At 42.6% G+C, this 25,505-nt stretch carries 24 protein-coding genes; 11 read left to right on the top strand and 13 right to left on the bottom strand.

From position 1 onward, the window contains the following. Positions 1–3: 3 nt before the first annotated feature. Both lptB and recJ read right to left on the bottom strand, forming a co-directional pair. On the bottom strand, positions 4–735 hold the full coding sequence (gene lptB / locus ACXAH9_RS09340) for an LPS export ABC transporter ATP-binding protein (protein WP_474894594.1): 732 nt from the start codon (positions 733–735) through the stop codon (positions 4–6). A 14-nt stretch (positions 736–749) separates the two neighbouring features. Next, positions 750–2,447, bottom strand: coding sequence for a single-stranded-DNA-specific exonuclease RecJ (recJ, locus tag ACXAH9_RS09335; RefSeq protein WP_474894593.1), 1,698 nt, complete (start codon positions 2,445–2,447; stop codon positions 750–752). A gap of 88 nt (positions 2,448–2,535) precedes the next feature. Between recJ and ACXAH9_RS09330 the strand changes: the two genes are divergently transcribed. Genes ACXAH9_RS09330 through hemH form a run of 3 tightly spaced genes read left to right on the top strand, consistent with a single transcriptional unit; the run spans position 2,536 to position 4,807 of the window. Beyond that, positions 2,536–3,168, top strand: coding sequence for a hypothetical protein (locus ACXAH9_RS09330; protein WP_474894592.1), 633 nt, complete (start codon positions 2,536–2,538; stop codon positions 3,166–3,168). A gap of 27 nt (positions 3,169–3,195) precedes the next feature. After that, complete coding sequence (locus tag ACXAH9_RS09325) at positions 3,196–3,786, top strand: VTT domain-containing protein (RefSeq protein ID WP_424962488.1); 591 nt, start codon at positions 3,196–3,198, stop codon at positions 3,784–3,786. A gap of 4 nt (positions 3,787–3,790) precedes the next feature. Then, entirely contained in the window at positions 3,791–4,807 is a 1,017-nt protein-coding gene (hemH, locus tag ACXAH9_RS09320; protein WP_474894591.1) for a ferrochelatase, read from the top strand. Positions 4,808–4,843: 36 nt separating this feature from the next. On the opposite strand, the gene ACXAH9_RS09315 is transcribed toward hemH, so the two are convergent. From ACXAH9_RS09315 to ACXAH9_RS09295, 5 genes are all read right to left on the bottom strand, one after another. After that, a complete protein-coding gene (locus tag ACXAH9_RS09315; RefSeq protein WP_474894590.1) occupies positions 4,844–5,314 on the bottom strand; it encodes a hypothetical protein in 471 nt (156 codons plus the stop codon). A gap of 26 nt (positions 5,315–5,340) precedes the next feature. Next, positions 5,341–5,793, bottom strand: coding sequence for a hypothetical protein (locus ACXAH9_RS09310; protein ID WP_474894589.1), 453 nt, complete (start codon positions 5,791–5,793; stop codon positions 5,341–5,343). Continuing rightward, positions 5,790–6,935: a cysteine desulfurase family protein gene (locus ACXAH9_RS09305; protein ID WP_474894588.1), complete on the bottom strand. Its 1,146-nt coding sequence runs from the start codon at positions 6,933–6,935 to the stop codon at positions 5,790–5,792. The genes ACXAH9_RS09310 and ACXAH9_RS09305 overlap by 4 nt, the downstream gene beginning before the upstream one ends. A 12-nt stretch (positions 6,936–6,947) precedes the next feature. Then, positions 6,948–8,330 carry a phosphoglucosamine mutase gene (gene glmM, locus ACXAH9_RS09300; protein ID WP_474894587.1) on the bottom strand — a complete coding sequence of 461 codons (1,383 nt, stop codon included), beginning with the start codon at positions 8,328–8,330 and terminating at the stop codon, positions 6,948–6,950. A gap of 76 nt (positions 8,331–8,406) precedes the next feature. Continuing rightward, on the bottom strand, positions 8,407–8,634 hold the full coding sequence (locus tag ACXAH9_RS09295) for a hypothetical protein (protein ID WP_348279408.1): 228 nt from the start codon (positions 8,632–8,634) through the stop codon (positions 8,407–8,409). 180 nt (positions 8,635–8,814) lie between these two features. Between ACXAH9_RS09295 and mazG the strand changes: the two genes are divergently transcribed. Next, a complete protein-coding gene (mazG, locus tag ACXAH9_RS09290) occupies positions 8,815–9,609 on the top strand; it encodes a nucleoside triphosphate pyrophosphohydrolase (protein ID WP_474894586.1) in 795 nt (264 codons plus the stop codon). A gap of 41 nt (positions 9,610–9,650) precedes the next feature. After that, complete coding sequence (locus ACXAH9_RS09285; RefSeq protein ID WP_474894585.1) at positions 9,651–9,941, top strand: hypothetical protein; 291 nt, start codon at positions 9,651–9,653, stop codon at positions 9,939–9,941. A gap of 121 nt (positions 9,942–10,062) precedes the next feature. On the opposite strand, the gene ACXAH9_RS09280 is transcribed toward ACXAH9_RS09285, so the two are convergent. Then, entirely contained in the window at positions 10,063–10,428 is a 366-nt protein-coding gene (locus ACXAH9_RS09280; RefSeq protein WP_474894584.1) for a DUF1573 domain-containing protein, read from the bottom strand. Positions 10,429–10,556: 128 nt separating this feature from the next. On the opposite strand from ACXAH9_RS09280, the gene ACXAH9_RS09275 reads away from it, so the two are divergent. After that, complete coding sequence (locus ACXAH9_RS09275; RefSeq protein ID WP_474894583.1) at positions 10,557–11,792, top strand: sensor histidine kinase; 1,236 nt, start codon at positions 10,557–10,559, stop codon at positions 11,790–11,792. Then, the gene (locus ACXAH9_RS09270; protein ID WP_474894582.1) at positions 11,785–12,471 is read left to right on the top strand and encodes a response regulator transcription factor; all 687 of its coding nucleotides are present in this window, start codon (positions 11,785–11,787) and stop codon (positions 12,469–12,471) included. The genes ACXAH9_RS09275 and ACXAH9_RS09270 overlap by 8 nt, the downstream gene beginning before the upstream one ends. A gap of 53 nt (positions 12,472–12,524) precedes the next feature. Here ACXAH9_RS09270 and ACXAH9_RS09265 read toward each other — a convergent pair whose 3' ends face one another. After that, complete coding sequence (locus ACXAH9_RS09265) at positions 12,525–13,358, bottom strand: T9SS type A sorting domain-containing protein (protein WP_474894581.1); 834 nt, start codon at positions 13,356–13,358, stop codon at positions 12,525–12,527. Positions 13,359–13,499: 141 nt separating this feature from the next. Between ACXAH9_RS09265 and ACXAH9_RS09260 the strand changes: the two genes are divergently transcribed. The 3 genes from ACXAH9_RS09260 (at position 13,500) to ACXAH9_RS09250 (ending at position 16,591) form a co-directional block, all read left to right on the top strand. Continuing rightward, positions 13,500–15,113, top strand: a complete 1,614-nt coding sequence (locus tag ACXAH9_RS09260; RefSeq protein ID WP_474894580.1) for a sensor histidine kinase — start codon at positions 13,500–13,502, stop codon at positions 15,111–15,113. After that, on the top strand, positions 15,103–15,795 hold the full coding sequence (locus ACXAH9_RS09255) for a response regulator transcription factor (RefSeq protein WP_474894579.1): 693 nt from the start codon (positions 15,103–15,105) through the stop codon (positions 15,793–15,795). The genes ACXAH9_RS09260 and ACXAH9_RS09255 overlap by 11 nt, the downstream gene beginning before the upstream one ends. Before the next feature lie 67 nt (positions 15,796–15,862). Continuing rightward, the gene (locus ACXAH9_RS09250) at positions 15,863–16,591 is read left to right on the top strand and encodes a 1-(5-phosphoribosyl)-5-[(5-phosphoribosylamino)methylideneamino]imidazole-4-carboxamide isomerase (RefSeq protein WP_474894578.1); all 729 of its coding nucleotides are present in this window, start codon (positions 15,863–15,865) and stop codon (positions 16,589–16,591) included. On the opposite strand, the gene ACXAH9_RS09245 is transcribed toward ACXAH9_RS09250, so the two are convergent. From ACXAH9_RS09245 to ACXAH9_RS09230, 4 genes are all read right to left on the bottom strand, one after another. Continuing rightward, entirely contained in the window at positions 16,588–16,938 is a 351-nt protein-coding gene (locus tag ACXAH9_RS09245) for a hypothetical protein (RefSeq protein WP_474894577.1), read from the bottom strand. The genes ACXAH9_RS09250 and ACXAH9_RS09245 overlap by 4 nt on opposite strands. 162 nt (positions 16,939–17,100) lie before the next feature. Continuing rightward, positions 17,101–19,815 (bottom strand): translation initiation factor IF-2, encoded by a 2,715-nt coding sequence (infB, locus tag ACXAH9_RS09240; RefSeq protein ID WP_474894576.1) that lies wholly within the window; start codon positions 19,813–19,815, stop codon positions 17,101–17,103. Between the two features lie 20 nt (positions 19,816–19,835). Beyond that, a complete protein-coding gene (gene nusA / locus ACXAH9_RS09235) occupies positions 19,836–21,077 on the bottom strand; it encodes a transcription termination factor NusA (RefSeq protein WP_349566582.1) in 1,242 nt (413 codons plus the stop codon). Between the two features lies 1 nt (position 21,078). After that, positions 21,079–21,525 (bottom strand): ribosome maturation factor RimP, encoded by a 447-nt coding sequence (locus ACXAH9_RS09230; RefSeq protein ID WP_474894575.1) that lies wholly within the window; start codon positions 21,523–21,525, stop codon positions 21,079–21,081. A gap of 328 nt (positions 21,526–21,853) precedes the next feature. Between ACXAH9_RS09230 and ACXAH9_RS09225 the strand changes: the two genes are divergently transcribed. Further along, positions 21,854–25,505: beta strand repeat-containing protein (locus ACXAH9_RS09225; RefSeq protein ID WP_474894574.1), on the top strand; the 3,652-nt coding region annotated here is incomplete at its 3' end.

Below are 25,505 nucleotides of genomic sequence, written 5' to 3'. Positions count from 1 at the left end.
GTATTAAATCTTCCTTTTTAATTCGAAGTGCTTGCCAAGATAAACTTTTCTCACTTGTTCATCGTTCGCGAGCTCTTCAGCGGTTCCGGCTTTTAATAGTCGACCTTCAAACATCAAATATGCCCGATCTGTGATTGATAAAGTCTCATTCACGTTATGGTCCGTGATCAAAATACCAATGTTTTTGTTTTTCAATTGAGCAACAATTGTTTGAATTTCTTCTACGGCGATCGGATCTACTCCAGCGAAAGGTTCATCCAACAATACAAAGCTTGGATCAACCGCAAGAGCTCGCGCAATTTCTGTTCTTCTTCGTTCTCCTCCGGAGAGAACCTTTCCAAGGTTTTTTCTTACGTGCGTCAAGCTAAATTCCTCCAGCAGGCTTTCGCATTTTTCTTTTTGTTCTTGCTTGCTTCTATTAGTCATCTCCAATACAGCAAGGATGTTGTCTTCTACGCTCAGGTTTCGAAATACAGATGCTTCTTGTGCCAAATATCCGATCCCAAGTTTGGCTCGCTTATACATCGGTAGCTCAGTGATGTCTTCTTTGTCAAGGTATATGTGTCCTTCATTCGGTTTGATCAGTCCCACGATCATGTAAAAAGAGGTTGTTTTACCGGCTCCATTTGGTCCAAGAAGCCCTACAATCTCGCCCGTTTTAACTGAGACTGAAATGTCATTAACGACTTTCTTCTTTCGATATTTCTTGATGAGATGTTCTGCGCGTAATTCCATAAAAGAGGTGCAATTTATGCATCAAATCTTACATCCTTGAGATTCAGGATGAGGGACTTGTTGCCCATGTAATTATTTTCCTCCAGGTGGTAGGCAATATGGAAAGGAACTCCTGGTTTAATTTGTTCCATTTTGTCTGCCATCCCAAATCCAATAAACTCAAAAAGCTTGGTGCTGTTATCAGCACTCAAAAATCCTTTTATGTGTTTGTCTTTGATCACCTTTGGAGTGGTGTCCACAATTACATATTTTGTGCCAAAGACGGGTGACATATTCTGAGGGCCAAATGGAGCCATCTGACTCATGATGTTGTAGGTCTTAAAATTGATAAATGACAATGGGATTTCCGTATCAATTTCAACTTTCGGGATAAGTTGTTCTGGCAAGATTCGCTCGCTCACCACTTCTTCAAAACGGTCAATAAATTGCTCGACATTGTCTAGTGGAAGTGTAAGTCCTGCGGCATGGGTGTGCCCACCAAACTGCTCCAGCAGGTCTGCACACTCAGAGATAGCATCATGCACATCGAATCCATCCACCGAACGGGCAGAACCGGTAGCTTTTCCATTTGATTGTGTGAGAATAATTGTAGGTCTGTGGTAGTGTTCTATGCACCTGGAAGCGACAATTCCAATGACGCCTTTGTGCCAATCTTCTTTAAACAGCACGGTCGATTTACGTCCCTCAGATGAGGAGGCAATCATCTCTAATGCTTCGGCTGTGATGGTCTGGTCAAACTCTCTTCGCTCTTTATTACGATCATTCAGATTGTCTGCAAAAGCACTGGTCTCTTTGGCGTCACCAATAAGCAGGTTTACAGACTCTTTTGCGTGTGTCAGACGACCTGCTGCATTAATCCTTGGTCCTATGGAAAATACTACGTCAGAAACCGAAAACTCATTTTTCTTCCCGCTGACTTCAATCAGTGATTTTAATCCTGCAGAGGGAGACTGATTCAGCTTTTTCAAGCCGTAAAAAGCCAGTATACGATTTTCATCTACGATTGGGACGATATCGCATCCAATGCTTACAGCCACCAGGTCAAGGAAATTAAAAAGGCTTTCTTTTTCAATGGTATTTTGCTGGCAAAAACCCTCAAGCAATTTGAATCCTACCCCACATCCGGATAATTCCTTGAAAGGGTATTTGCAGTTAGGTTGTTTGGGGTCCAGCAATGCAAAGGCATCAGGTAATTCATATCCAGGTAGGTGATGATCACAGATAATCAAATCGATCCCTGCATCCTTGGCCTGCTTTGCCCTGTCAATGGCACGAACACCACAGTCCAGGGCAATGATAAGCTTGAATTCATTTTCTATGGCATGATCAATTCCTTTTTTGGAAATGCCGTATCCCTCGGTGTAGCGATCCGGGATGTAAAATTCCAGTTGATCAGTGAATCCCTTCAGGAATAAATACATCAAGCTAACTGAGGTGGTCCCATCTACATCGTAATCACCGTAGATTAGAATTTTCTCTTTATTGAACACCGCTTCAGTGAGACGATTGACAGCCTTATCCATGTGCAGCATGAGAAAAGGATCGTGAAGGCTGGATAGAGATGGCCTGAAAAATGCTTTTGCCTGATCAAAGGTATATACGTCACGCTGTGCTAAGATTATTGCCAGGTATTCATTGATATTAAGTTCTTTGCTGAGCTTTTCAACAATTTCTTTGTCTGGTTCTTCCTTATATACCCATCTTTTTTCCACGGGTTGAAGTTATAAAACGAGGACCAAAAAATGAGAAATTATCGTATGTGATACTGAATGTTTATTTTGTGTACGATAAAGAATGGTGATGAAAATCGCGCTAAACGAAATATGGAATTTTCTAAAGATGGTCAACACAAAGGAGCAGGGTTGGTCCTATGCGCTTTGTGCCGGTGAAGTAAAGGTGGATGCATTGTCTACGGAAACCATGTTGGCACTTAAAGATGATGATCAGTATGATACTGAACTGCTACCTTCCATTTTCACCTTTCGGGAAATCCTTTGGCAACCAGATGTGTTTACGGAGGCCAGCATGAGTATTCCTTCTTTAAGAATCCTTCAGGCATTTTGTGAGGAAACGTGCGTTGAGCTGGAAGAAAAAGGAGGGGTTGTTAACAACATTTATATACCTCTGATAAAAGGAGTGGGTGTTTGTTGTGGGAAAGCAATGAAGTCGCTGGAAAAGGACAAAGCAGACGTCAAAAAGATATTGGGAGACCTTCGCACTTGCGTTTTCCCGATCATCAAATTTTTCATCTACCATCCTAAAAACCGGAATGATTACTTTCAGGATGCACAAAACCGTCTGAACTACGCCGTTAAAATCATGCTAACCCAGTTTTATGGTAGATACACCGAGCTGGAGGATCCTTTTTGGAAGGTATCGTTTAAGAAAACAAAACCGAAAAAGGATGTGGAAACTAAGTCGGAGGAACAATAATTTCGCATTTCCAGTTTAGCTTCCAACATGATTCGAAGAACCCAAAGAGAATTACCCGATCGAAGAAGGTTTCTACTAAGAAATCTTCTCAGGGGATTTTTGTGGTTGGCTGTCATCGTCATCGCATTTATCTATGCACGGAAAAACTATGATTTTACGCTGGAGACAGTTTTAGGTCCTGTGTATGATCGCCCAACAATCGTCTATTTTATCTTTCTTGCATCAGAGGTCATATTTGGAATCATTCCACCAGAGTTTTTCATGATCTGGTCATTGCGCAGCGAGGTGCTGTCCAATTACATCAGCAACATCATTGCTTTGTCTGCAATATCCTATGTGGCCGGCATAATTGGTTTTGGGATAGGGGCGTACCTGAAGAACACTCGCTTTTATCGAATCATGAAGATTCGGGTATTTGGAAAGTTTGAAAAACATTTGAACAACTACGGAGGTTTTCTGGTTGTTGTGGCCTCACTGACTCCCCTTCCTTTTTCAGGTATTGCGATGCTGGTGGGTTCCGTACATTATTCATTTAAAAAATATTTGTGGTTTTCACTTTTCAGATTCCTGCGGTTTCTTGCGTATGGAATTGTGATATGGGAAGCCAACATTTTCTAATCCTATGGCAAAGAAGAAAGGTGTTTTATTGGTAAACCTGGGAACGCCAGATTCCACCAAAGTCTCTGATGTCAGAAGATATCTGCGTGAATTTTTGATGGACAAGCGGGTTATTGATATTCCAGCTTTTCCACGATTTCTTCTCGTTCAGGGAATCATAGCCCCTTTCCGTGCTCCAAAATCAGCCAGGGAGTACCGAAAGCTCTGGGATGAAAGGGGTTCACCTCTTAAATATTACACAGAAGATATAACCGAGCTCTTAAGTAAAAAGCTAGCTGAAGATTATTCGGTAAAGTTTGCCATGCGCTATCAAAATCCCTCTATACAATCTGTGCTTGAGGAATTTCGAAAGGAAGAAGTAGCAGAACTTCATGTGATTCCATTGTTTCCACAATACGCTTCTGCAACCACTGGCTCGGTGATTGACAAAGTGATGGAGATCACAAAGCAGTGGCAGATTATTCCGGAGATCAGATTCACTTCACAATTTTTGGAGGAGGAACTGTTCATAGAAACCATTTGTGATCAGGGGAAAACTTTGATGGACAAGGAAGACTATGACCATTTCGTCTTTAGCTACCATGGCCTGCCTGAGCGGCAAATCAGAAAAGGGTCTTATGGAGATTACTGCCAGCTGGGGAAATGCTGTAACACACTAAATGAGCACAACCGCTATTGCTATCGGGCACAGTGTTTTGAAACGACACGTTTGGTCACAGCTAAACTGGGAATAAAGGAAGAAGATTACACCGTTTGCTTTCAGTCTCGACTAGGCAAAGACCCATGGGTAAAGCCGTACACAGAGGACGTACTTAAAGAGCTGGCAAAAAGTGGCACAAAGAAAGTGCTTGCTTTCTCCCCGGCTTTTGTATCAGACTGTTTGGAAACGACTATTGAAGTAGGGCAGGAGTACCATGAGGAATTCATTGAAGCCGGGGGGGAAGTATGGGATCTCGTGCCCAGCCTGAACAAAGAGGAAAAGTGGGTGGAATGTCTTAAGCAATTAGCAATTAGCAATTAGCGTTTTGAACGGTATTGTTAAGAGAATGAGATTAATCTAATTTTGATATTTAACTTTTCCACATTGAGCAAATTTCTCAGCTCTGTTCAGGTTGATTTTCAAAGAAGGGAGGATCTCTTCCATGTGCATATTGAAAGCGATGATTTTCTCAGCTGGGACATCATTTAAGACACGAAACGCATAAAACTCAATTTCCGAGTCCATATTGAAATATATCTTATTCACTAGTTTAACAGACTCTTCCGTTTCCCATTCAAAACCTCTTTCTTTCAACTTGTTTCCTATTTGTTGGTGAAATTCGTTCCACGATTCAATCACTTTTGGAAGCTGCTCTTGAGAGCTGACCCGAGGGTCAAGCAGGTTTGGGTACTGTTCGTCCAGATTTAGCAAATTCAGGTTATCAATCGATTGCTGATCGTGGAGGCTAAAAATTACCACCGATGATTTTTCTTCTTTTGGAGTGGTACAAGCAACTGCTATTGTCAATATCAGGATAAATTTTCTCATAAGGCAAGAATGAAGATTTAAGGGCGCTATTCCAAATCTAAATTTGTATCGTCAAAGTCAAACTCAAAGTTGACAGCCTTAGGCTTCACTCTTTTCATGTTCCAATGCAGTACAATCCATAGTGAGCACATAATGACAATGATGCTAAAGATAAAAAGCAAGCCACCATCATCATTCACAACAAAACCCAGCTTGGTGAAATGCATGAAATTGGCCGCACTAATGATGCTAAGCGAAATGATAGCTCCAAAAATATAGTAGTTGGTCAGCAGTAAGATGGTTGCAGTCGTTTCGATGCTGGCGATCAGATAGCGACCCCATGGTTCCCAGCCCATTTGTTCAAAAATCCATACGCTTTCCTCAGCCCCAATGAATTTAAATGGAAGTGTCTGTGCCAGAATAATTGCCACAATTAATCTGGGAATAATATGCATCAGGTCTTTAACCTGAAACTGATAGAATATTGGTTTTAATTTCATGCAGAGGTAGTCTCCGGCTGATAAAGCTCTGCAAGCTTCTCAACCGCATAATCCACTTCCTCTAAAGTATTGTATTTGCTGAAAGAAAACCGAATGGCTCCACGATTTTGATCCCTGTTTAGCTCCGCCAAGACATGTGAGCCAATACTTGAACCACTGCTACATGCACTTCCTCCGGAAGCAGAAATGCCTGCAATATCCAGGTTGAACAGCAACATATCGTTATCATCATTAGGTGGCAGGCATACACTCAAGACAGTATATAGGCTCTTACCCAGGTCATCTGAAACACCATTGAAAGCGATTCCATCGATGGACGCTTTGAGCTTTTCAATCATATGTGTTTTCAGTCCCTCAATGTGCTTGCGATGGCTTTCCATTTCAGCGTAGGCAATTTCCATTGCCTTGGCCAAACCTACGATACCATAAACATTCTCAGTACCGCCACGCATGTTTCGCTCCTGTGCTCCTCCATGAATGAACGGGTGAATTTTGTTTTTGTGGTTGATATACAAAAAGCCCACTCCTTTAGGGCCGTGGAATTTATGTGCAGATCCAACGGCAAAATCCAGTTTAAGCCTGGACATGTCATGGACGTAATGAGCCATGCTTTGTACGGTATCTGAGTGAAAGACCGCATTGTATTTTTCACACATGTCACCTACACGCTCCAGGTCAAGTAAGTTGCCAATCTCATTGTTGGCATGCATCAACGAAACCAGGGAATTAGGCTCTTTCTTCATAAGTGACTCTAGATGATTATAATCAATCACTCCGTCACCATCAAGATGGACATAGCTGACTTTAACTCCGTCTTTTTCCAGTTGTTCTACTGTATGAAGTACGGCATGGTGCTCAATTTTACTTGAGATGACATGCTTGATGCCCTTGTCGTTCACGGTGCAGCGGAGTGCTGTGTTGTCTGCTTCCGTTCCTCCCGATGTAAAGAACACTTCTGCAGGAGCTGCATTCAGCAGGTCAGCCACTTTTTTTCGGGATCGCTCGATGGCCGTTCGCACCTGTCTTCCATGTGAGTGAATAGAGGACGGGTTGCCAAAATGCTCAAGCATGTAAGGCTTCATGGCCTCAAATACTTCCAGGTCGATTGCAGTGGTGGCAGCATTGTCAAAATAAACCTTCATACCAAGTAGAGTTTAGCTGGAAATCACTTCCTTGATGTCCATCATCAGTTTTTTGGCCAAATGCTCGGCTGTATTCTGACTCTCAGACTCTGCAAAAATACGAATAATCGGTTCAGTATTCGACTTTCGCAACTGTACCCACTCTTTGTCAAATTCAATTTTTACTCCATCGACTGTATTGATGGGCTGGCCCTTGTATTTTTCTTTGATGGCATCAAGCACACCATCAACATTTATCTCTGGTGTAAGCTCGATTTTGTTTTTGGAAATATGATAGTTAGGATAGGTAGCTCTCAGCATAGAGGCACTCTTCCCGAACTTGGCAAGATGTGTCAGAAATAGCGCTATTCCCGCGAGGGCATCTCTTCCATAGTGTAGGTCTGGCACGATCACACCACCGTTTCCTTCGCCACCGATTACTGCATTTGTTTCTTTCATTTTGGAAACTACGTGCACCTCGCCCACTGCTGAAGCATTATACTCACACCCGTGTTTTTCGGTAATATCCCGAAGGGCTCTTGTGGAAGAAAGATTTGAAACAGTGTTTCCTTTTTTCTGTGAAAGCACATAATCGGCAACAGCTACTAATGTATACTCCTCTCCAAACGGCTCTCCATTTTCACAAATAAGTGCCAACCGATCTACATCAGGATCTACCACCACACCCAGATGATAATTTCCATTTTCCAACTCACTACTTATTTGCTGAAGGTTTTCCGGAAGGGGTTCCGGGTTGTGAGGGAAATTTCCGGTTGGTTCGCAAAACAATTCTTTTACTTCTACACCCATTTGTCTCAATAGCGGAACAATGGAAACACCACCCGTACTGTTCACTGCATCAACTACTACCTTAAAGCCGGCAGCTCTAATCGCTTCTACATCCACCAGTGGATGCTTCAGGACTTGCTCGATGTGATAATCGATATAAAAATCGTTGGTGGTCAGTTTTCCAAACTTTCCTGACTGGGCAAACTCAATGTCTGTAGATTCGGAATAGTCCAGTACTTTCTTTCCTTCCTCTGCAGAAATGAACTCTCCACGATCATTAAGGAGCTTAAGCGCATTCCATCCGGCGGGATTATGGCTTGCTGTTAGAATTATTCCACCCTGAGCTTTCTCTGCCATCACGGCCATTTCCACAGTAGGTGTGGTACTCAAGCCTAAATCCACCACGTCAATGCCCTGATTGATCAGGGTATTTGCTACTAGCTGTGTGAATGATGCGCCTGAAGGGCGTGCATCTCTGCCAATTACAACTTTGGGCTTTTTGTTGGTCTCTTTGAGCCAGGCACCATAGCCGGCAGCAAATTTCACAACATCTAAGGGCGATAAATTTTCTCCGGCTTTTCCACCTATCGTTCCACGCAGGCCGGATATTGATTTGATTAAGGTCAAAGCGATTAATTTTTAGCGGTGCGCAAAGATAGAAATGTAGGCAGAAGTAAAAAGCCTTCTGGCAAAAGTCTGCAGATCAGAACTTTGCTAAAACCTTGTTTACTTCAGAATCCGGATTACCACAGTCTTCACCGGGCTTCACGGTCTTCCCACAAAATCCACAAGATGCACCTTCTTTATTGAGGTAAGGGTTCTGAGAAGCGCAGGTCCCCTTAAATTCCCCATCTTTTTTTAGCAAAATGCGGATGGATAACCCCACAAAAAACAACGCGAATATTCCGATTCCTAATAATACTACCTGCATTCGTTCCGATTTTGATGCAAAATTAGCCAATTTGCGGCTGTAGTTTGTGAACAAGCTGATTTGAATAATGATTCACTTAATTACACCCCTATAATCCCATCAACGGGACAATTCCCCCTTCGATGGGGGTGCGATTGGGAGAAGCATTGGCAGGGGGATATTAAAGACTGATTTTCAATAATGACCAAAAAACCACTTTCCGCTCCGGACCTCAACAGAAAAGCCAAACTCGAAGCATTTGACCGGCTGCTCACCATCATGGATGAGCTACGTGAGAACTGTCCATGGGACAAAAAGCAGACGATGGAGACGCTGCGACATCTCACGATAGAGGAGACCTATGAGTTGTCAGATGCGATCATTGAGAATGATCTGGAAGAGGTGAAGAAGGAATTGGGAGATTTGATGCTGCACTTGGTTTTCTATGCCAGAATTGGGAATGAAAAAAAATCTTTTGATGTGGCGGATGTGCTGAACCAGGTTTGTGATAAACTAATCAACCGGCATCCGCATATCTATGGGGACGTAAATGCAGAAGATGAGGAAACGGTAAAAGCCAATTGGGAGAAGATCAAGCTCAAAGAAAAAGGCAATAGATCGGTGCTGGGTGGTGTGCCAAAATCTTTGCCTGCTTTGGTGAAGGCGATGCGAATTCAGGAAAAAGCCAGAGGAGTTGGTTTTGATTGGGACAATCAGGATCAGGTGTGGGAGAAGGTACAGGAGGAGATGAATGAATTTCAGGAAGAAAAGGATAAAGAAAAGAAAGCCGGCGAATTTGGTGACTTGTTATTCTCATTGATTAACTATGCCCGTTTTGTGGACATCAACCCGGAAGAGGCATTGGAGCGAACCAACAAGAAGTTTATCAAGCGCTTCCAGTTTTTGGAATCTGAATCGAAGAAAGATGGGAAAAGCTTGGGAGAGATGACGCTGGAAGAGATGGATGAGTATTGGGAGCGAGCAAAATTTATTTGAAGATTTAGTGATTGATTCGATTTGAGGATTAATTAAATTTTATGAGAGGGTATGGCGTATTGGATTTTATGGTTAGGACCTATAGAAATAATAGGGCCTTACTAAAGGAGAAAAAACCTCTAAAAAAAATTTACCAGGAGAATAATCTCCATTACATAAAAAAGAAAGCCCAAAAGAAAGCCAATGAATATAATCCTGAAGAGAGAAAGGTTTTTTTAGAAAGATTTTATAGAAAGCAGAGAAAAATTAGAAGAAGAAATTTGATCCTTCTAATGATAACCATTACTGCATTTACAATCCTCACCTGGATGATTTTTCGAATAATTGGATGATTTTAAACTGTGTCTCCAAATCGAATCAATCGTAAATCGCTCTCCGAAACCCACTCTATCTCTTAATTAAAAGAAACCACCCCAAAGGCCATGATTGAAATTTGAGGCAGTCTTTCAAGATCTATTCTATCACCTCTCCATTAAAATACAGATAAGTGTAGTCGTCAGAATCCGATGTTTTAATTCGGATATTCTTTTTGAATGCACCCAGTTTAGCAGATTTGAAGTTTGCAGTGATTGAAGCTGTTTCTCCCGAACCTATTTCTCCTTCAGGGAACTTTACATTGGTACATCCACATGAACCTTTAGCCTCTAAAATGCGGATAGCACTGTTCGTGTTGTTCGTAAACTCAAAAGACAATTCCTTGAGTTCATTTTTGGATACTTCTCCCAGATCAATAGAAGTTGTTTTCCATGTGATAGATGACATGCCGGCCACCACAGCTACTGCGATTCCAAGCATTACGATAAAAGTTGCTTTTCTCATATTCGAAATTTTTATTTGAATCAAAGCTGCGTTCACTTCCTTCAAATCACTGTTAACAACCTCCTAATGATTGTTAATGAGTTGTTAAACCTCATTTTTTCACTTTCTTTCCTTTTACTTTTGATGGTATGAAGAATGCCCACATTCGTGTTTTAGTCATTCTTGCCATTCTTTCGTTGGTCGGGATTATTGGTACTCAGGTTTTTTGGCTCAATCGAGCCATCGCCCAGCAGGATCAGGTTTTCAATCATAATGTGCAGGTGGCTTTACGCAATGTGGTGGAATCATTATGTGAAGCTAATGGGAAAGATTTCCCCTCTATCAACCCCATCGAGCAGGTATCTGGCAACTACTTCATCGTAAGAACCAATGATAAAATTGACCTGGCAAACCTTGAGTATCTGATCTCTGCAGAGATAAAAAAAAGGGCCATATCGCAGGACTTTGAATATGGTGTGTACGATTGTGCTAATGACCAGATGGTGTACGCCGAAAATGTAAATCTGGAATACGCTGAAGAGAGAGACCCTATTCCGGTATTGAAGAATGATGAATATTATTTTGGGGTTTACTTTCCTGAGAAATCTAGAAATCTATTTGCGGGATTTGACCTGTGGAAGTTTACCACTGCTATCTCACTGGTAGTGATCATTTTTTTCGGATTTGCCCTTTTTGTTATTCTCCGCCAGAAACGATTAAGTGAGGTTCAGAAAGATTTTATTAACAATGTGAGTCACGAGCTAAAGACCCCATTGGCTACTTTGACACTTGCCTCATCCACCCTTAATGAGCGCACCGCCGAGAAAGACAAGAAGTATGTTAGCATCATCCAGAAAGAAGTAGGAAGACTACAGAAAAATGTGGAAGACATTCTGCATTCTGCATTGCTGGAGTCAGATAGGAAAATACAGAAGGAACCAGTGGATCTTGGTGAATTTTTAGAAAGGTTGATGGATGAGGTTAAGGAAGAATATGCGTCCAGGATGATTGGATGGGATTTCAAGTTAAGCGGAGTGTCCAACTTAAAATCTAATCAAACACTGCTGGAGAATGTCCTGAGGAATCTAATAGATAATGCAGTGAAATATGGAGCTAAAAACATTGAGCTTAAGGTCAGTCAGAATTCTAAAAAAACGATGATCTCTGTAATTGATGACGGTGTGGGTATTGAATCAAAGCACCACAAAAAGATTTTTAGAAAATTCTATCGAATACCTGAGCCAAATAATCAGCACAATCAAAAAGGATTTGGTTTAGGACTTCATATTGTTTCTTCGTTGATCAGAAAGCTGGGCGGAAAAATTCAAATAGAATCTGAACCTGGGAAAGGGAGCACATTTAAAATCACACTACCCAATGGCTAAAATCTTACTGGCGGAAGACGATGAAAATCTTGGATTTATGATCGAGGATAATCTGCAGGAGGCTGGTCATGAAGTCACCTGGGGTAAGGATGGATCAGAAGCACTCGAGCAATTCGAGAAAGGCCAATTCGAGCTTTGTGTTTTAGATGTAATGATGCCAAAAATGGATGGTTTTGAATTGGCCACAAAGATTCGATCAATAGATGAATTCATTCCTATCATTTTTCTTACTGCTAAATCACAGGAGGAAGATCGGCTTGAAGGCTTTGAAGTAGGCGGAGACGACTATGTAACCAAGCCCTTTTCTATAAAAGAGCTGGAGTACCGCATCAATGTATTCATAAGGAGAAATCAGCCTCATAAAGCTTCAAAGAGCAGTCAGTCGGTGGGGTTTGGTCGTTCAACTTTTGATGAAAGAAACCTGGTTTACTGCTGCAATGAAACTTCACATTCGCTGACTCAGATGGAAGGAAACTTGCTTAAACTCCTTTTACAGAATCAAAATGTACTAGTAAAGAGAGAAGAAATTCTCGAGAAGATATGGGGTGAGAATGACTACTTCAAGGGGCGAAGTTTAGATGTCTTCATTACTCGATTGAGGAAGTACCTGAAAGAAGATTCTGCATTGGAGATTAGAAATCATCATGGCGTTGGGTTTAGCCTGGTAGTATCGGACTAAATAAAAAAGCCGATTGATTTCTCAACCGGCCGCTCTTTTAAACCAAAACCATACTAATTGATAACAATCTTTTTTGTTAGGCGCTTCTTGCCCTGACTGATCTCTAGCAAATAGATTCCATCCTGCTGTCCTGATAAATCAATAGTTTCAGAATACAATCCTCCAAAACGTTCGAAGTATCGGCTGAATACTTCCTTTCCGTCCATGTTGGAAACCTTTATAGACAACTCATTTTCCTCAGGAACTTTGAAACGAACCTTGAACCTTCCGTTTGATGAAGGGTTAGGATAGAATGAGAGGTCTTCCAGTTCAAGTTTATGACCTTCATCTACTCTTCCTTTTTTTCCGAACGCATCATCCACATCTGTTATTTTGATTCGTTTCAGTTCGATTACTCTCACCTGTCTGTCATCATCATCGTGAAAGCGTCCCATCAGTGCTTCCATCTCATCACTAAATTTCTTCATCTGCTCCCTAAATTCTTCCATGTCCATGTTGTCCATGTTAAAATTGAAGAATCCATTGAATGAGTCATCATCCGGATATTTGAAGAAAAAGCCACCACCATCATCATCTTCGTCACCATGGAAATACTTAAAGAACGAATGGTTTTGATTTTTGAGTTGATCCAGATGAAGAAAAACGTCATCATCCATGTCATCATCAAACCAAAAATTAAAACCACCTTCCTCACCAGCAAACTCCTGGTAATTGGGGTCAGCCCTCATCTCTTCGGTGCTGTTGTACTCACCCTTAAAGGTCTTCTTCTCACCGTTTACATCTTTGGTGATCTCCACCACTATTTTCCCTTCATCTGATTGAGCAAAGGTTGCCCTACAGGTAAGCAGGGAAGCGACCAAAGCTATGATTGTCCATTTCGTTTTCATCTTTATTCCGAGTTTTAATTTCCATTCTTCGCTAATCGAAAGTACGGAAGCCTCCTCTATCTTGCTGTTAATCAGTCGTTAATCCTTGTTAAAAATGGTTAAACAGGAACTGTGCTTACCCGTTCGTCGTATTTTTGAGGTATGCAGCGAAAGACACTGAGATGGATAATTGGCCTGATGGGAATGGCCATGATGGGGCTAATAGCTTTTCAGCTCTACTGGATCGATTCATTGGTAACTGCCAATGAAGAACGATTTAGAAAAGATGTGCTGGATGCATTGAACACAGTGGCTAACAAGCTGGAGAGACAGGAAACTTTTGTCGCATTGCAAAAGCTGAATTATGTGAATTCCCCTCTGTACGAGCAGCGAGAAAACCTACACATTCAGCAGGCGGAGAATGTTGAAAGACTGGCAAAACAGAAGCAAGGTGGCAATGTTGAAATCTTAGAGCAAGGCAATCGACAAATCTTCTATTTTGCAGATACGGTAAATGAAGGCGGTTTTGAGTTCGTTGTTAATTTCTCCAGTGTAGCTGATCGGTTTTTCTTTGAAAATGCCCCACCCCCACCTGGTTCAACGATGGAAAAACAGCTGGAAGAAAGAGACGTTAAGATTCAGCAACTCGAGAATAAACTGGCGAAGGTTTCCAGGAAATATGAACTCACTTTTGATGTGGTTCGTGATTTGATGGGGCCGAATCGTTCAATGACCTCTCGTTTCAGTCCACAACAGCTAGACTCTTTGCTAAAAAATGAATTAAAAAGTAAAGGCATAGATATCACATATGAATATGGAGTCATTCAACCACAGCAAAATAGGTTTCTGCTATTGACAAGCGGAGGTCAGAAAAGCGAACTTGCCAAAAGCGAACTTAAAGCCTCGCTGTTCCCGAATGACATTTACGATAATGACAGTATACTGACGATAAGCTTTCCTGATAAGCAAGGCTATCTGCTTGGCAAGGTGTGGTCAGCTATGGTGAGCTCGGGTTTTTTGGTCTTAGTCATTCTATTCTGCTTTGGTTACAGCATACGCACCATTCTTAGACAGAAAAAGCTTTCTGAGATGAAAAATGACTTTATCAATAATATGACTCATGAGCTCAAGACACCTATTTCTACTGTTTCTCTTGCGGTAGAAGCATTAAATGATAAAGACATTGAGCAGAGCGCGCTTCGTACGAAATACATCAAAGTAATTGGTGAGGAAAACAAACGCCTCGGGAATCAGGTGGAGAAGGTGTTGCAAATCGCTGCGATTGATAGAAATGATTACAACCTTAAAGAAGAAATTCTACACATGGGTGAGATGGTGAAAAGCGCTGCTGAACATATCACCATGCAGGTGGAGCAAAGAGGAGGACGTCTCAATATTATTGAAAAAGCAGAGAAGGACTTGGTTCATGGGGATGAGCTTCACTTAACGAATATTATCCTCAACTTGCTTGACAATGCAAACAAGTATTCACCTGATTCGCCAAATATCACTTTACGCACAGCTTCGGATGAGGAGGATTTTATCTTGTCCATTCATGACAAGGGCATTGGGATGACACGAGAGCAGCAAAAGCATATTTTTGAGAAATTTTATCGTGTTCCTACTGGAGACCTTCACAATGTAAAAGGATTTGGACTGGGACTTGCATATGTTCAGAGAATCGTTGAGGCACACGGTGGAAGTATCCATGTAGATAGCGAGCCGGGAAAAGGAAGTAAATTTTCAATCACAATACCATTAGCGGATGAAGCCTAAATTATTGATCGTAGAAGATGACCCGAATTTGGGCGAAATATTAAGTGAATATCTAGGGCTGAAAGGCTATGATACAACGCTAATGCGTGATGGGGAAGAAGGTAGCAATGCTTTTAAGGAGAGTGATTATGATCTCTGCATTCTGGACCTTATGATGCCTAAAAAGGACGGATTTACACTTGCTAAAGAAATTCGATCGATAGATGAAGAAACTCCTATTATTTTTCTTACTGCAAAGTCCATGAAGCAGGATATCATCAAAGGATTTACTATTGGAGCGGATGACTATATGACCAAACCTTTCAGCATGGAGGAGCTTCTGATGCGCATTCAGGCTATCTTGAAAAGGTCGGTGAAGAAGGAGGAGGAAGAAGTTTTTCCAAATCCATTCGAAATCAAAGGGCTTACTTACTATTACCAGGAGAACAGGTTGATTACCCCGGAAAGAGAGATAAATCTTACAACAAAGGAAAATGAGCTTTTGAAGATATTCTTCGAAAACCTGAATCGAACAGTAGAGCGAAGCACAGCATTAAAAAAAATCTGGAAGGATGACAGCTATTTCAATGCACGCAGCATGGATGTCTATATTGCCAAAATCAGAAAGTACCTTCAGGATGAACCCAGCCTCAAAATACTGACAATTCACGGCGAAGGATTCAAATTAGTTGAGGTCAACTGACAGGATTCTGGTCAGAATAATATATCTTTAAGTAGAGCATCCTAAAAGGAATCAATCTCAATTTATTGTGTTACTAGTTCCATCAATATCAGTTATTGAAGGCAAAACCATTCGCCTTACTCAGGGAGACTATTCAAGTGAAAAGGTCTACACCGATACTCCTATCGATGTTGCCAAGCAGTTTGAAGACCATGGTATTTCGCGCATTCACCTAATTGATCTGGATGGCGCGAGAAAAGGCACTTCTGTGAATTACGACATTCTTCACATGGTGGCAGCCTATACGGATTTGAAGGTGAATTTTACTGGGGGAATCCACACAGATGGAGATGTCATCAAGGCATTTGAATATGGCGCGGAAAGTATTACTGCGGCTTCAGTTGCTGTTTCTCACAAGGAGCAATTTGCCAATTGGCTGATGTCTTATGGTAGGGAAAAGATTGCGTTAGCAGCAGATAGCCTTCAAGGAAAAATTAGAATCAGAGGGTGGCAGAAAGCTACTTCAAATGACTTATTTGAACACATCGCCTACTTCTATAATCGAGGTTTAAAATACCTAAAGACAACCGATATTTCCAAAGACGGAGCAATGGAAGGCCCATCATTTGACCTTTACAGGGAATTATTAGCTGAATTTCCGGATCTCTGCATTTTTGCAAGCGGAGGTGTGAGAGGGATGGATGACATCAAACAGCTAAGGGATATTGGCCTTTACGGAGTAATCTTCGGAAAGGCCTTTTATGAAGGAAATATTTCTCTGGATGATATTGACAACTACCAGTCTGTAGTAGCTTAAGGGGACTCCTCTGTATCGTATTTGAATTTGTAAAGGAAGTAGAAGATGAAGTTATATTTACTCACAGAGTCATCTTCCAACGAATCAGCCTTTACCTGTGTTTTTTCGGATTCCTCAGTTTCACGAGATTCTTCTCTAACTTCTTCTTGATAGTCTGCTTGTGAGGCAGGAGAGGTATAATTTCCATCCGGGCGAATCATTGTCTGGTCTGACTTTCTTCTCCCTTCTTGCTGCTCCTGAGATTTGGCTTCTTGTCCGTTAGTAAACGTACCTGCAAAGCCCAGATTGATCATGAAAATCAAAAGGAGAGCGGAGAATATGTTTCGGTAATTTTTCAAGACTTTCATCTTAACCAACAAAATAACGAAATAATTAGCGGAAGGTTCAGCTTTTTTACAAAACTTAACTTTCACTGTTGGAGTATTTCCAGATTAAATATTGCTGATTTGATATAAATGAAAAAACCTATCTAAATAGACAGGCTTTCATATTTCTTAAACATCGTATTATTACAGTGTTCGTTTCACTTCTTTTACCTCAAATCCTTCAATGATATCACCAACTTTGATGTCGTTGAAGTTCTTAATGCTCAGACCGCACTCGTAACCGCTCTTCACTTCAGAAACATCTTCTTTGAATCGCTTCAACTGGTTGATCTCTCCGGTGTAAACCACAATTCCATCTCGAATCAACCTTACTTGATTTGATCGCTTCACGATTCCATCGGTAACGTAACATCCTGCTACAGTTCCTACTTTTGAAATCTTAAAGACATCTCGCACTTCAATGTTACCAGTGATTACTTCCTCACTTGTAGGCTCAAGCATACCTTCCATTGCATCCTTCACATCATTGATTGCATCGTAGATGATGGAGTAAAGTCTGATCTCAATTTCTTCTGTTTCAGCCAGTCTTCGCGCACCGCTCGATGGTCTCACCTGGAAACCAACAATAACCGCATCAGATGCAGAAGCAAGCAATACGTCAGATTCTGAAATTTGCCCCACTGCTTTATGAAGAATATTCACCTGAACTTCTTCAGTTGAAAGTTTAAGGAGTGAATCGGCCAATGCTTCGATGGATCCGTCCACATCACCTTTTACAATTACGTTAAGCTCTTTGAAGCTACCAATTGCCAGTCTTCTTCCAATCTCATCAAGTGTAATGTGTTTCTTAGTTCGGATGGACTGCTCTCGAAGGATTTGCTCCCTCTTATTGGCAACCTCCCGTGCTTCTCTATCGCTTTCCATTACGTTGAACTTGTCACCTGCCTGAGGTGCACCGTCTAGTCCTAGCATCAGCACTGGTGTAGAAGGTCCTGCCTTATCAAGCTTGTGTCCACGATGGTCAAACATCGCTTTCACCTTACCGAAATAAGGCCCTGCAAGTACGACATCACCGATTTTAAGCGTACCCGCTTGTACCATAATGGTAGAAACATAGCCTCGTCCTTTATCAAGAGAAGCTTCCACAACAGATCCTACAGCCGGCTTGTCCGGGTTAGCTTTAAGCTCAAGTAATTCAGCTTCTAGTAAGACCTTATCTAGTAGTTCATCAATTCCTTCTCCTGTCTTTGCAGAAACATGCTGACACTGATATTTACCACCCCAGTCCTCAACCAAGATATTGATATTAGAGAGGTCTTCTTTGATCTTATCCGGGTTAGCGTTTGGCTTATCGACTTTATTAATGGCGATAACAATTGGAACACCTGCTACCTGTGCGTGATTGATGGCCTCTTTTGTTTGCGGCATCACTGAATCATCTGCAGCAACTACAATAATTGCCACATCCGTGATCTTAGCTCCACGTGCACGCATCGCTGTAAACGCTTCGTGACCAGGAGTATCAAGGAAAGCTACACGCTTGCCACTATTGGTCATCACATCGTATGCACCAATATGCTGAGTTATACCTCCAGCCTCACCTTCAGTCACTTTTGATTCTCTGATGTAATCAAGAAGGGATGTCTTACCATGATCAACGTGACCCATGATTGTTACAATCGGGGCACGATCTACCAACTTGCTTTCATCATCCTCCTCTTCTATGATGTCGGTTTCTTCTTTGGCCTCTGTAAAGTCTACATCAAAGCCAAATTCATCAGCGATAACTGTGATGGTTTCAGCATCCAATCGCTGGTTGATGGAAACAAACATTCCAAGTGACATACATGCTGATATAACATCATTGGCAGAGACATCCATCAAGGACGCCAGGTCACTGGCTGAAATATATTCTGTTACTTTTAGTGTTTTTGAAGCTTCTTCCGCCTGCAGCTGCCTCTCTTCTTCTTCCTCAGCTCTGGCTGATCTTTTATCTTTTCTGTATTTGGATCGTTGAGATCCTCCTTTACCACTGCCCCCGCTAAGTTTGGCGAGAGTTGCTTTAATCTTATCCTGAATTTCCTTATCGGAAAGCTCCTCGGTTTTTCTTCCGGAATGAGATCTTGCTCGATCTCCTCTACCACCTCCTTTTTGATGTCCTCCGCCAGATTGTTGTATACGTTTTCTCGGACGTTTCTTTCTATCTTGATTGGAATCCGAAGATGCTACAGGTTTAGGCTTGTCTTTAGGCAGCTCGATTTTATCCAACACCTTCAGCCCTCGAAGTGAATCAGCTTTTGCCTTAATCACCCCTTTATCATCATCTTTTTTGTCTTTCTTTTCGTCAGACTCCTTGGATGCTTTCTCCTCAGGCTTTTTCTTGTCTTCTTTTGGCTCTTCTCTTTTAGCTTCTTCCTCCTTCTTGGCTTCCTCCTTCTTGATTTCTTCCTTCGCAGGCTTTTCTTCTTTCTCCTTCTTGGCTTCTTCTTTTGCCGGCTTTTCTTCTTTCTCCTCCTTCTTCTTTTTATCCAGGTCGATCTTACCTACAACCTTAGGGCCGTCTAATTTTGTTCTAGCAGAAATCTTTTCAGGCTCTGGTTCCGCCCCTACATTATCCTTTATAAGGATTCTTTCATCTTCACTTTTCTCGTCCGCAGAAACTTTGTCTGCATTGATGACCATGTTATCGGTTTTACCCCCGATTGTTAATTCAGATGCCTCTTCTTTGTCATGAGCTGAGTCTGCAAACGCACGGGCAAGCATGTCATACTGCTCTTGTGGAATCTTAGAGTTAGGATTTGAGTCTACCTCATGCCCCTTCTCTTTCAAGAATTCCAGGATAGTATTCTTACCTACGTTTAGCTTTCTTGCTACTTGACTTAATCTGTATTCTGCCATATAAACCTCTCAAAATTACTTTATTCGAACTCCTGGCTTAGAACTCGAATCAATTCATGAACTGTTTCTTCCTCTAAATCCGTTCTTCTTACTAAGTCGTCTGTTCCAAGTCTTAGAACGCTTTTAGCTGTATCCAATCCAACACGTTTAAGCTCGTCGATGACCCAGTCTTCTAATTCATCAGTAAACTCATCCAGATCAACATCTTCCTCGGAGCTTTCGTCCAACTCTCGGAACACATCGATCTCCATTCCCACCAATTTACTAGCCAATTTAATGTTTTGGCCGCCTTTTCCAATGGCCAAAGATACCTGATCTGGCTTGAGATAAACAGATACTCTGTCTTTCTCTTCGCTAATTTTCATGCTTGTGATCTTAGCAGGACTCAATGCACGCGCCAGATAAAGCTCAAGATTGTCTGTAAAATTGATTACATCTATGTTTTCATTTTGCAGTTCACGCACGATTGAGTGAATACGTGATCCTTTCATTCCTACACAAGCACCTACCGGATCAATTCTGTCATCATAAGATTCTACAGCCACTTTTGCTCTTTCTCCCGGCTCTCTTACCACATTCTTTATCGTAATCAATCCGTCATAGACTTCTGGAACTTCAGCTTCAAAGAGTCTTTCAAGGAAAACAGGAGATGTTCTGGAAAGGATGATCTTCGGATTTCCATTAACCATTTCTGCTCTGTGAACTATGGCACGAACAGTGTCTCCCTTTCGGTATCGGTCCTTTGGAATCTGCTCTCCTTTTGGAATGGTAAGCTCATTACCCTCTCCGTCAGTTAATAACACCTCTCGGCCAAGTACCTGATACACCTCACCCTGAATAATCTCACCAACCAGGTCTTTATATTTCTGGAAGAGAATGTCTTTTTCAAGATCCTTAATTTTTTGGATAAGCGTTTGGCGAGCAGTCATCACAGCTCTTCGTCCAAAGTCTTCTAACTTGATTTCCTCAGCTACTTCTTCACCAATTTCAAAGTCTGGCTCGATTTTACGAGCTTCTGAAAAGCTGATTTTATCATGATCCCAAATATCCTCAGAATTGTCATCCACAATTTCACGGAACCTCCAAATTTCAAGATCCCCATTGTCTGCGTTGATTACAATGTCGAAGTTATCATCTGTCTCATATTTCTTTCGAATCATCGTTCTGAATACATCTTCCAGAATTCTGATCATGGTCGGGCGGTCAATGTTTTTGCCTCTGGCAAAGTCCGCAAACGAATCAATTAATACTGACGCTTCCATCTTACTTGAATGATACTTTTACTTTTGATTGTTTTATTTCTTCAAAACTCAGCGATTGATTTACTTTCTTTCCTTTCAATATAATCGCATCTTTTGTTACTTCTAATAGTTCACCTTCTTCCTTCTGCCCGTTGATTAGCTCCACCTGAAGGCCTCTTCCAACATTTTTTTCATACTGACGATGAAGTGTTAGTGGAAAATCTAATCCCGGCGAAGACACTTCTAATGTGTATTTGCCAGGCATTATGTCTTTCTCTTCTAGCTCAGCTCCTATCTTTCGGCTAATACTGCTACATTCATCAATTGAGATTCCCTCATCTCCATCAACGAAAACAAGTACCTTTTGATTTCCAGTGTTTCCTTTGACTTTTACATCTACAAGAAACAATGAATTGTTATCTGTAATAGCACCTTCAGCTATTTCCCTGATTACCTGCTCTTCTTTCATTTCTATGAATGAAAAGAGGGGACTGATGTCCCCTCTTTCGGTATTCTTATAATTAACTCTTGCAAAGGTAGGAAACTAAAATGGAAATATGCTATTTCGCTGTGAAAATCTCGAGATTCGACTATTTCGAATCTGTTCAAACAATAAAACGCAGTGTTCATCTAAAGTTAAACACCATAACATGTTGATTTTTTGGAAATTATAACCCATTGATCTAATTTTTACACACAGTTACAGGAATAGTCTCACCGCCAAAATTTTAACCAATTACTAAACCATTAAAGACCGACTTGACTGGTCAGCCTTAGTTCAATAAATATCCCCAATTATGAGCTTTTATAAGAGCGCAGTATTTGCTGCATTTATTCTAGCCTACTCATTGTCCTTTGCACAGGACAACTCAGTAGGAATTAACACGAATTCGCCAAACGAAAACGCAGTTCTGGAGCTGGTTTCACCAAATTCGAATCAGGGATTTCTGGTTCCCAGAATAACAACTGCCCAGCGAAATTCTATGTCACTCAACAATTCAGACAATGGGCTGATGGTTTTTGATACTGACTTGGATTTATTCTTTTATTGGAATAACGGAGGTTGGAAAGCAGGACTTGGGGTAATAAATGTAACTACGGCAGGTGGGGATCTGACCGGAAATTACCCTAATCCTGTTATTCGAACTGCGGCCGTTACTGAACCTAAGATAGCCGATGATGCTATTTCAACTGATAAGATTCAAAGTAGTAGTATCACAACTGATAAGTTAGATAATGGCTCAGTTACTACTAGCAAAGTTGCTAACCTGGCCATAACTGGTGATAAACTTGAAAATATAAGCACAATCAGTGCTGCGACCTATGGAACTGACGCTTTCAATGTTTTGCAGCTTACCATAGATCAGAAAGGACGGATTACTGGTATTTCAGAAGTTGTCATTCAAATTGGGTCTGCAAATATTATCAATGGGTCCATTCAAAATGCTGACATTGCCAACGGTACCATTACTATTTCTAAGATCAACCCACAAGGAAATACGGATGTTGTTTTAACAGTAAATTCTTCGGGAGGAATTCAATGGACAGATCGCGCAGAATTTGCCTCTTCAGCCCTTGCTGCAAATAATATTTTCATTGGAAGTACACTTGGGGTAGCTGAAGGATTGCCTGTCTCGGGTGATGTATCCATCACCAATACAGGTTCAAATGCCAATGTGCAAATTGAGCCGGGAGTTATTGTTAATGCAGACATTAATGCTGCTGCAGGGATTAATGCTCAGAAGCTTGCCGATGGATCAGTTTCAAATACGGAATTTCAGAACATTAACAACCTCGATCAGAAAGTCTCAACAACTGACAATGTAACGTTTAATAATATTCAGGTAGATGGTACTCTGGGCTTAGCTTCTGGCACGACGGTGAATGAGTTATCGACCGACGGCACGTTGTTAGACAACAGTGATGATGCGTTACCGACAGAACGGGCGGTTAAGACCTATGTTGATACTGAGATTTCAAACTCGGTAACTGCCGACAATGGTGTTCGGGAGAATCCGGACGGCAACATCCAGCTGGGCGGAGACTTGGTTGAGCCGACAACCGACATAGGCGTCATAACGGGTACAACGTTGTTGATCACTGATAATGCGGACAACACTACACTTGGGTTCGATGCGACGGGCAACATCACCGTAGGCGATGGCACGGTTACAACGGGCACGGGTCAGGTAACGCTCAATGGCAATGTGGATGCGACCAGTGGCGTAGACATTACAGGTGGAGCGCTGACCGTTGACAATCAGGCGATCACCCAAACGACCGGGGGTCAGGTGACGCTAGCGGGTAATCTTGATGCGAACAATGGCGTTGATATAACGGGCGCTGACTTGACTGTGGCTACCAACGCTGACTTGAACGGCACGCTTGATGTAGCGGGTCAGACCGACTTAGCGGCTACCGGGGTAGCGACGAATGTTCGTGGGACGTTAGGTGTAGCTGAGCAGGCAACTTTTACTGGCAATGTGGATGCGACCAGTGGCGTAGACATTACAGGCGGAGCGCTGACCATTGACAACCAGGCGATCACCCAAACGACTGGCGGCCAGGTGACCCTTGCTGGAAACGTAGATGCGAACAATGGTTTGGATGTGACGAATGCGGACTTGACGGTAGGAGGCACGAACTTCACCGTAGATGATGTGACGGGCGATGTTGCCACCGCGGGATCGATCGACATCACCACCAACCTCTCATTCGATGGCGCGAACACGGTAGAAGAGATTGTGACCTCAGGCACGGTAGACTTGGCGACCCCATCGGACAATGCCCTTGTGACAGAGGGAGCTTTAGCTGGCGCTATTGGAAACCAGGCGGGATCAGGTCTGACATACGATGGAGCTAACAATGAGATTGATTTAGGAGGTGATCTTCAGGGGGATGCGATCATCGGGACAGCCGGGCTTGGTAACTTCTCGGTAGAAAGCGATGATACCGGAGCAGGCACATCATATTTTGAGGTAGCCGACGGAGGCAACATCACCGTAGGCGATGGCACGGTTACAACGGGCACGGGTCAGGTAACGCTCAATGGCAATGTGGATGCGACCAGTGGCGTAGACATTACAGGTGGAGCGCTGACCGTTGACAATCAGGCGATCACCCAAACGACCGGGGGTCAGGTGACGCTAGCGGGTAATCTTGATGCGAACAATGGCGTTGATATAACGGGCGCTGACTTGACTGTGGCTACCAACACTGACTTGAACGGCACGCTTGATGTAGCGGGTCAGACCGACTTAGCGGCTACCGGGGTAGCGACGAATGTTCGTGGGACGTTAGGTGTAGCTGAGCAGGCAACTTTTACTGGCAATGTGGATGCGACCAGTGGCGTAGACATTACAGGCGGAGCGCTGACCATTGACAACCAGGCGATCACCCAAACGACTGGCGGCCAGGTGACCCTTGCTGGAAACGTAGATACGAACAATGGTTTGGATGTGGCGAATGCGGACCTGACGGTAGGGGGCACGAACTTCACTGTAGATGATGTGACGGGTGATGTTGCCACCGCGGGATCCATCGACATCACTACCAACCTCTCATTCGATGGGGCGAACACGGTAGAAGAGATTGTGACCTCAGGCACGGTAGACTTGGCGACCCCATCGGACAATGCGTTGGTGACTGAAGGAGCATTAGCTGGCGCGATTGGCAACCAGGCGGGTAGTGGTTTAACGTATGATGGGGTGAATAATGAGATTGATTTAGGGGGTGACCTGCAGGGCAATGCGATCATAGGCACGGCGGGTCTTGGCAACTTCCAGGTCGCTGATGATGCGGCTGGTACTACCAACTACCTCACCGTAGCTGATGGAGGAAACATTACGATTGGAGATGGCAACATCACTTCGGGCAATGGTACAATCACGACGGGTACAGGGCAGGTAGACTTCAACGGGAACGTAGATGCGAATGCGGGCTTGGATGTGACAGGTTTATTGCAGGCGGATGATAATGTGACGTTGGGGGTTGATAACACAGATGCCTTGGTAGTGAATGCGAATGCAGACTTCAACGATGTGGTCAATGTAGACGGGGCTACCACGCTAAACAGCAACGTGACGATTGCAGATGGGGCCACATCCACAACGATCAACAACGATGACATCAACATTGGTAATGCGTTAACAGACGCGGTAGACATTACGGGTAACCTGACGGTAGCCGATGGAGCGTCGACCACAAGCATCAACAGTAACACGATCAATGTAGGAAATGGAGCTACCGATGACATCAATGTGACGGGGATTATAGATTTGGGCGGAGGTCAGATCACCGCAGCTACGAATGTGGATGCGCAGAATGGATTAGATGTGACGAATGCGGACCTGACGGTAGGGGGCACGAACTTCACTGTAGATGATGTGACGGGTGATGTTGCCACCGCGGGATCCATCGACATCACTACCAACCTCTCATTCGATGGGG

The sequence above is a fragment of the Ekhidna sp. ABH4_415 genome, from assembly GCF_056161305.1.
The sequence above is the reverse complement of the archived record's forward strand: the minus strand, read 5'-3'. Positions and strand labels throughout refer to the sequence as shown.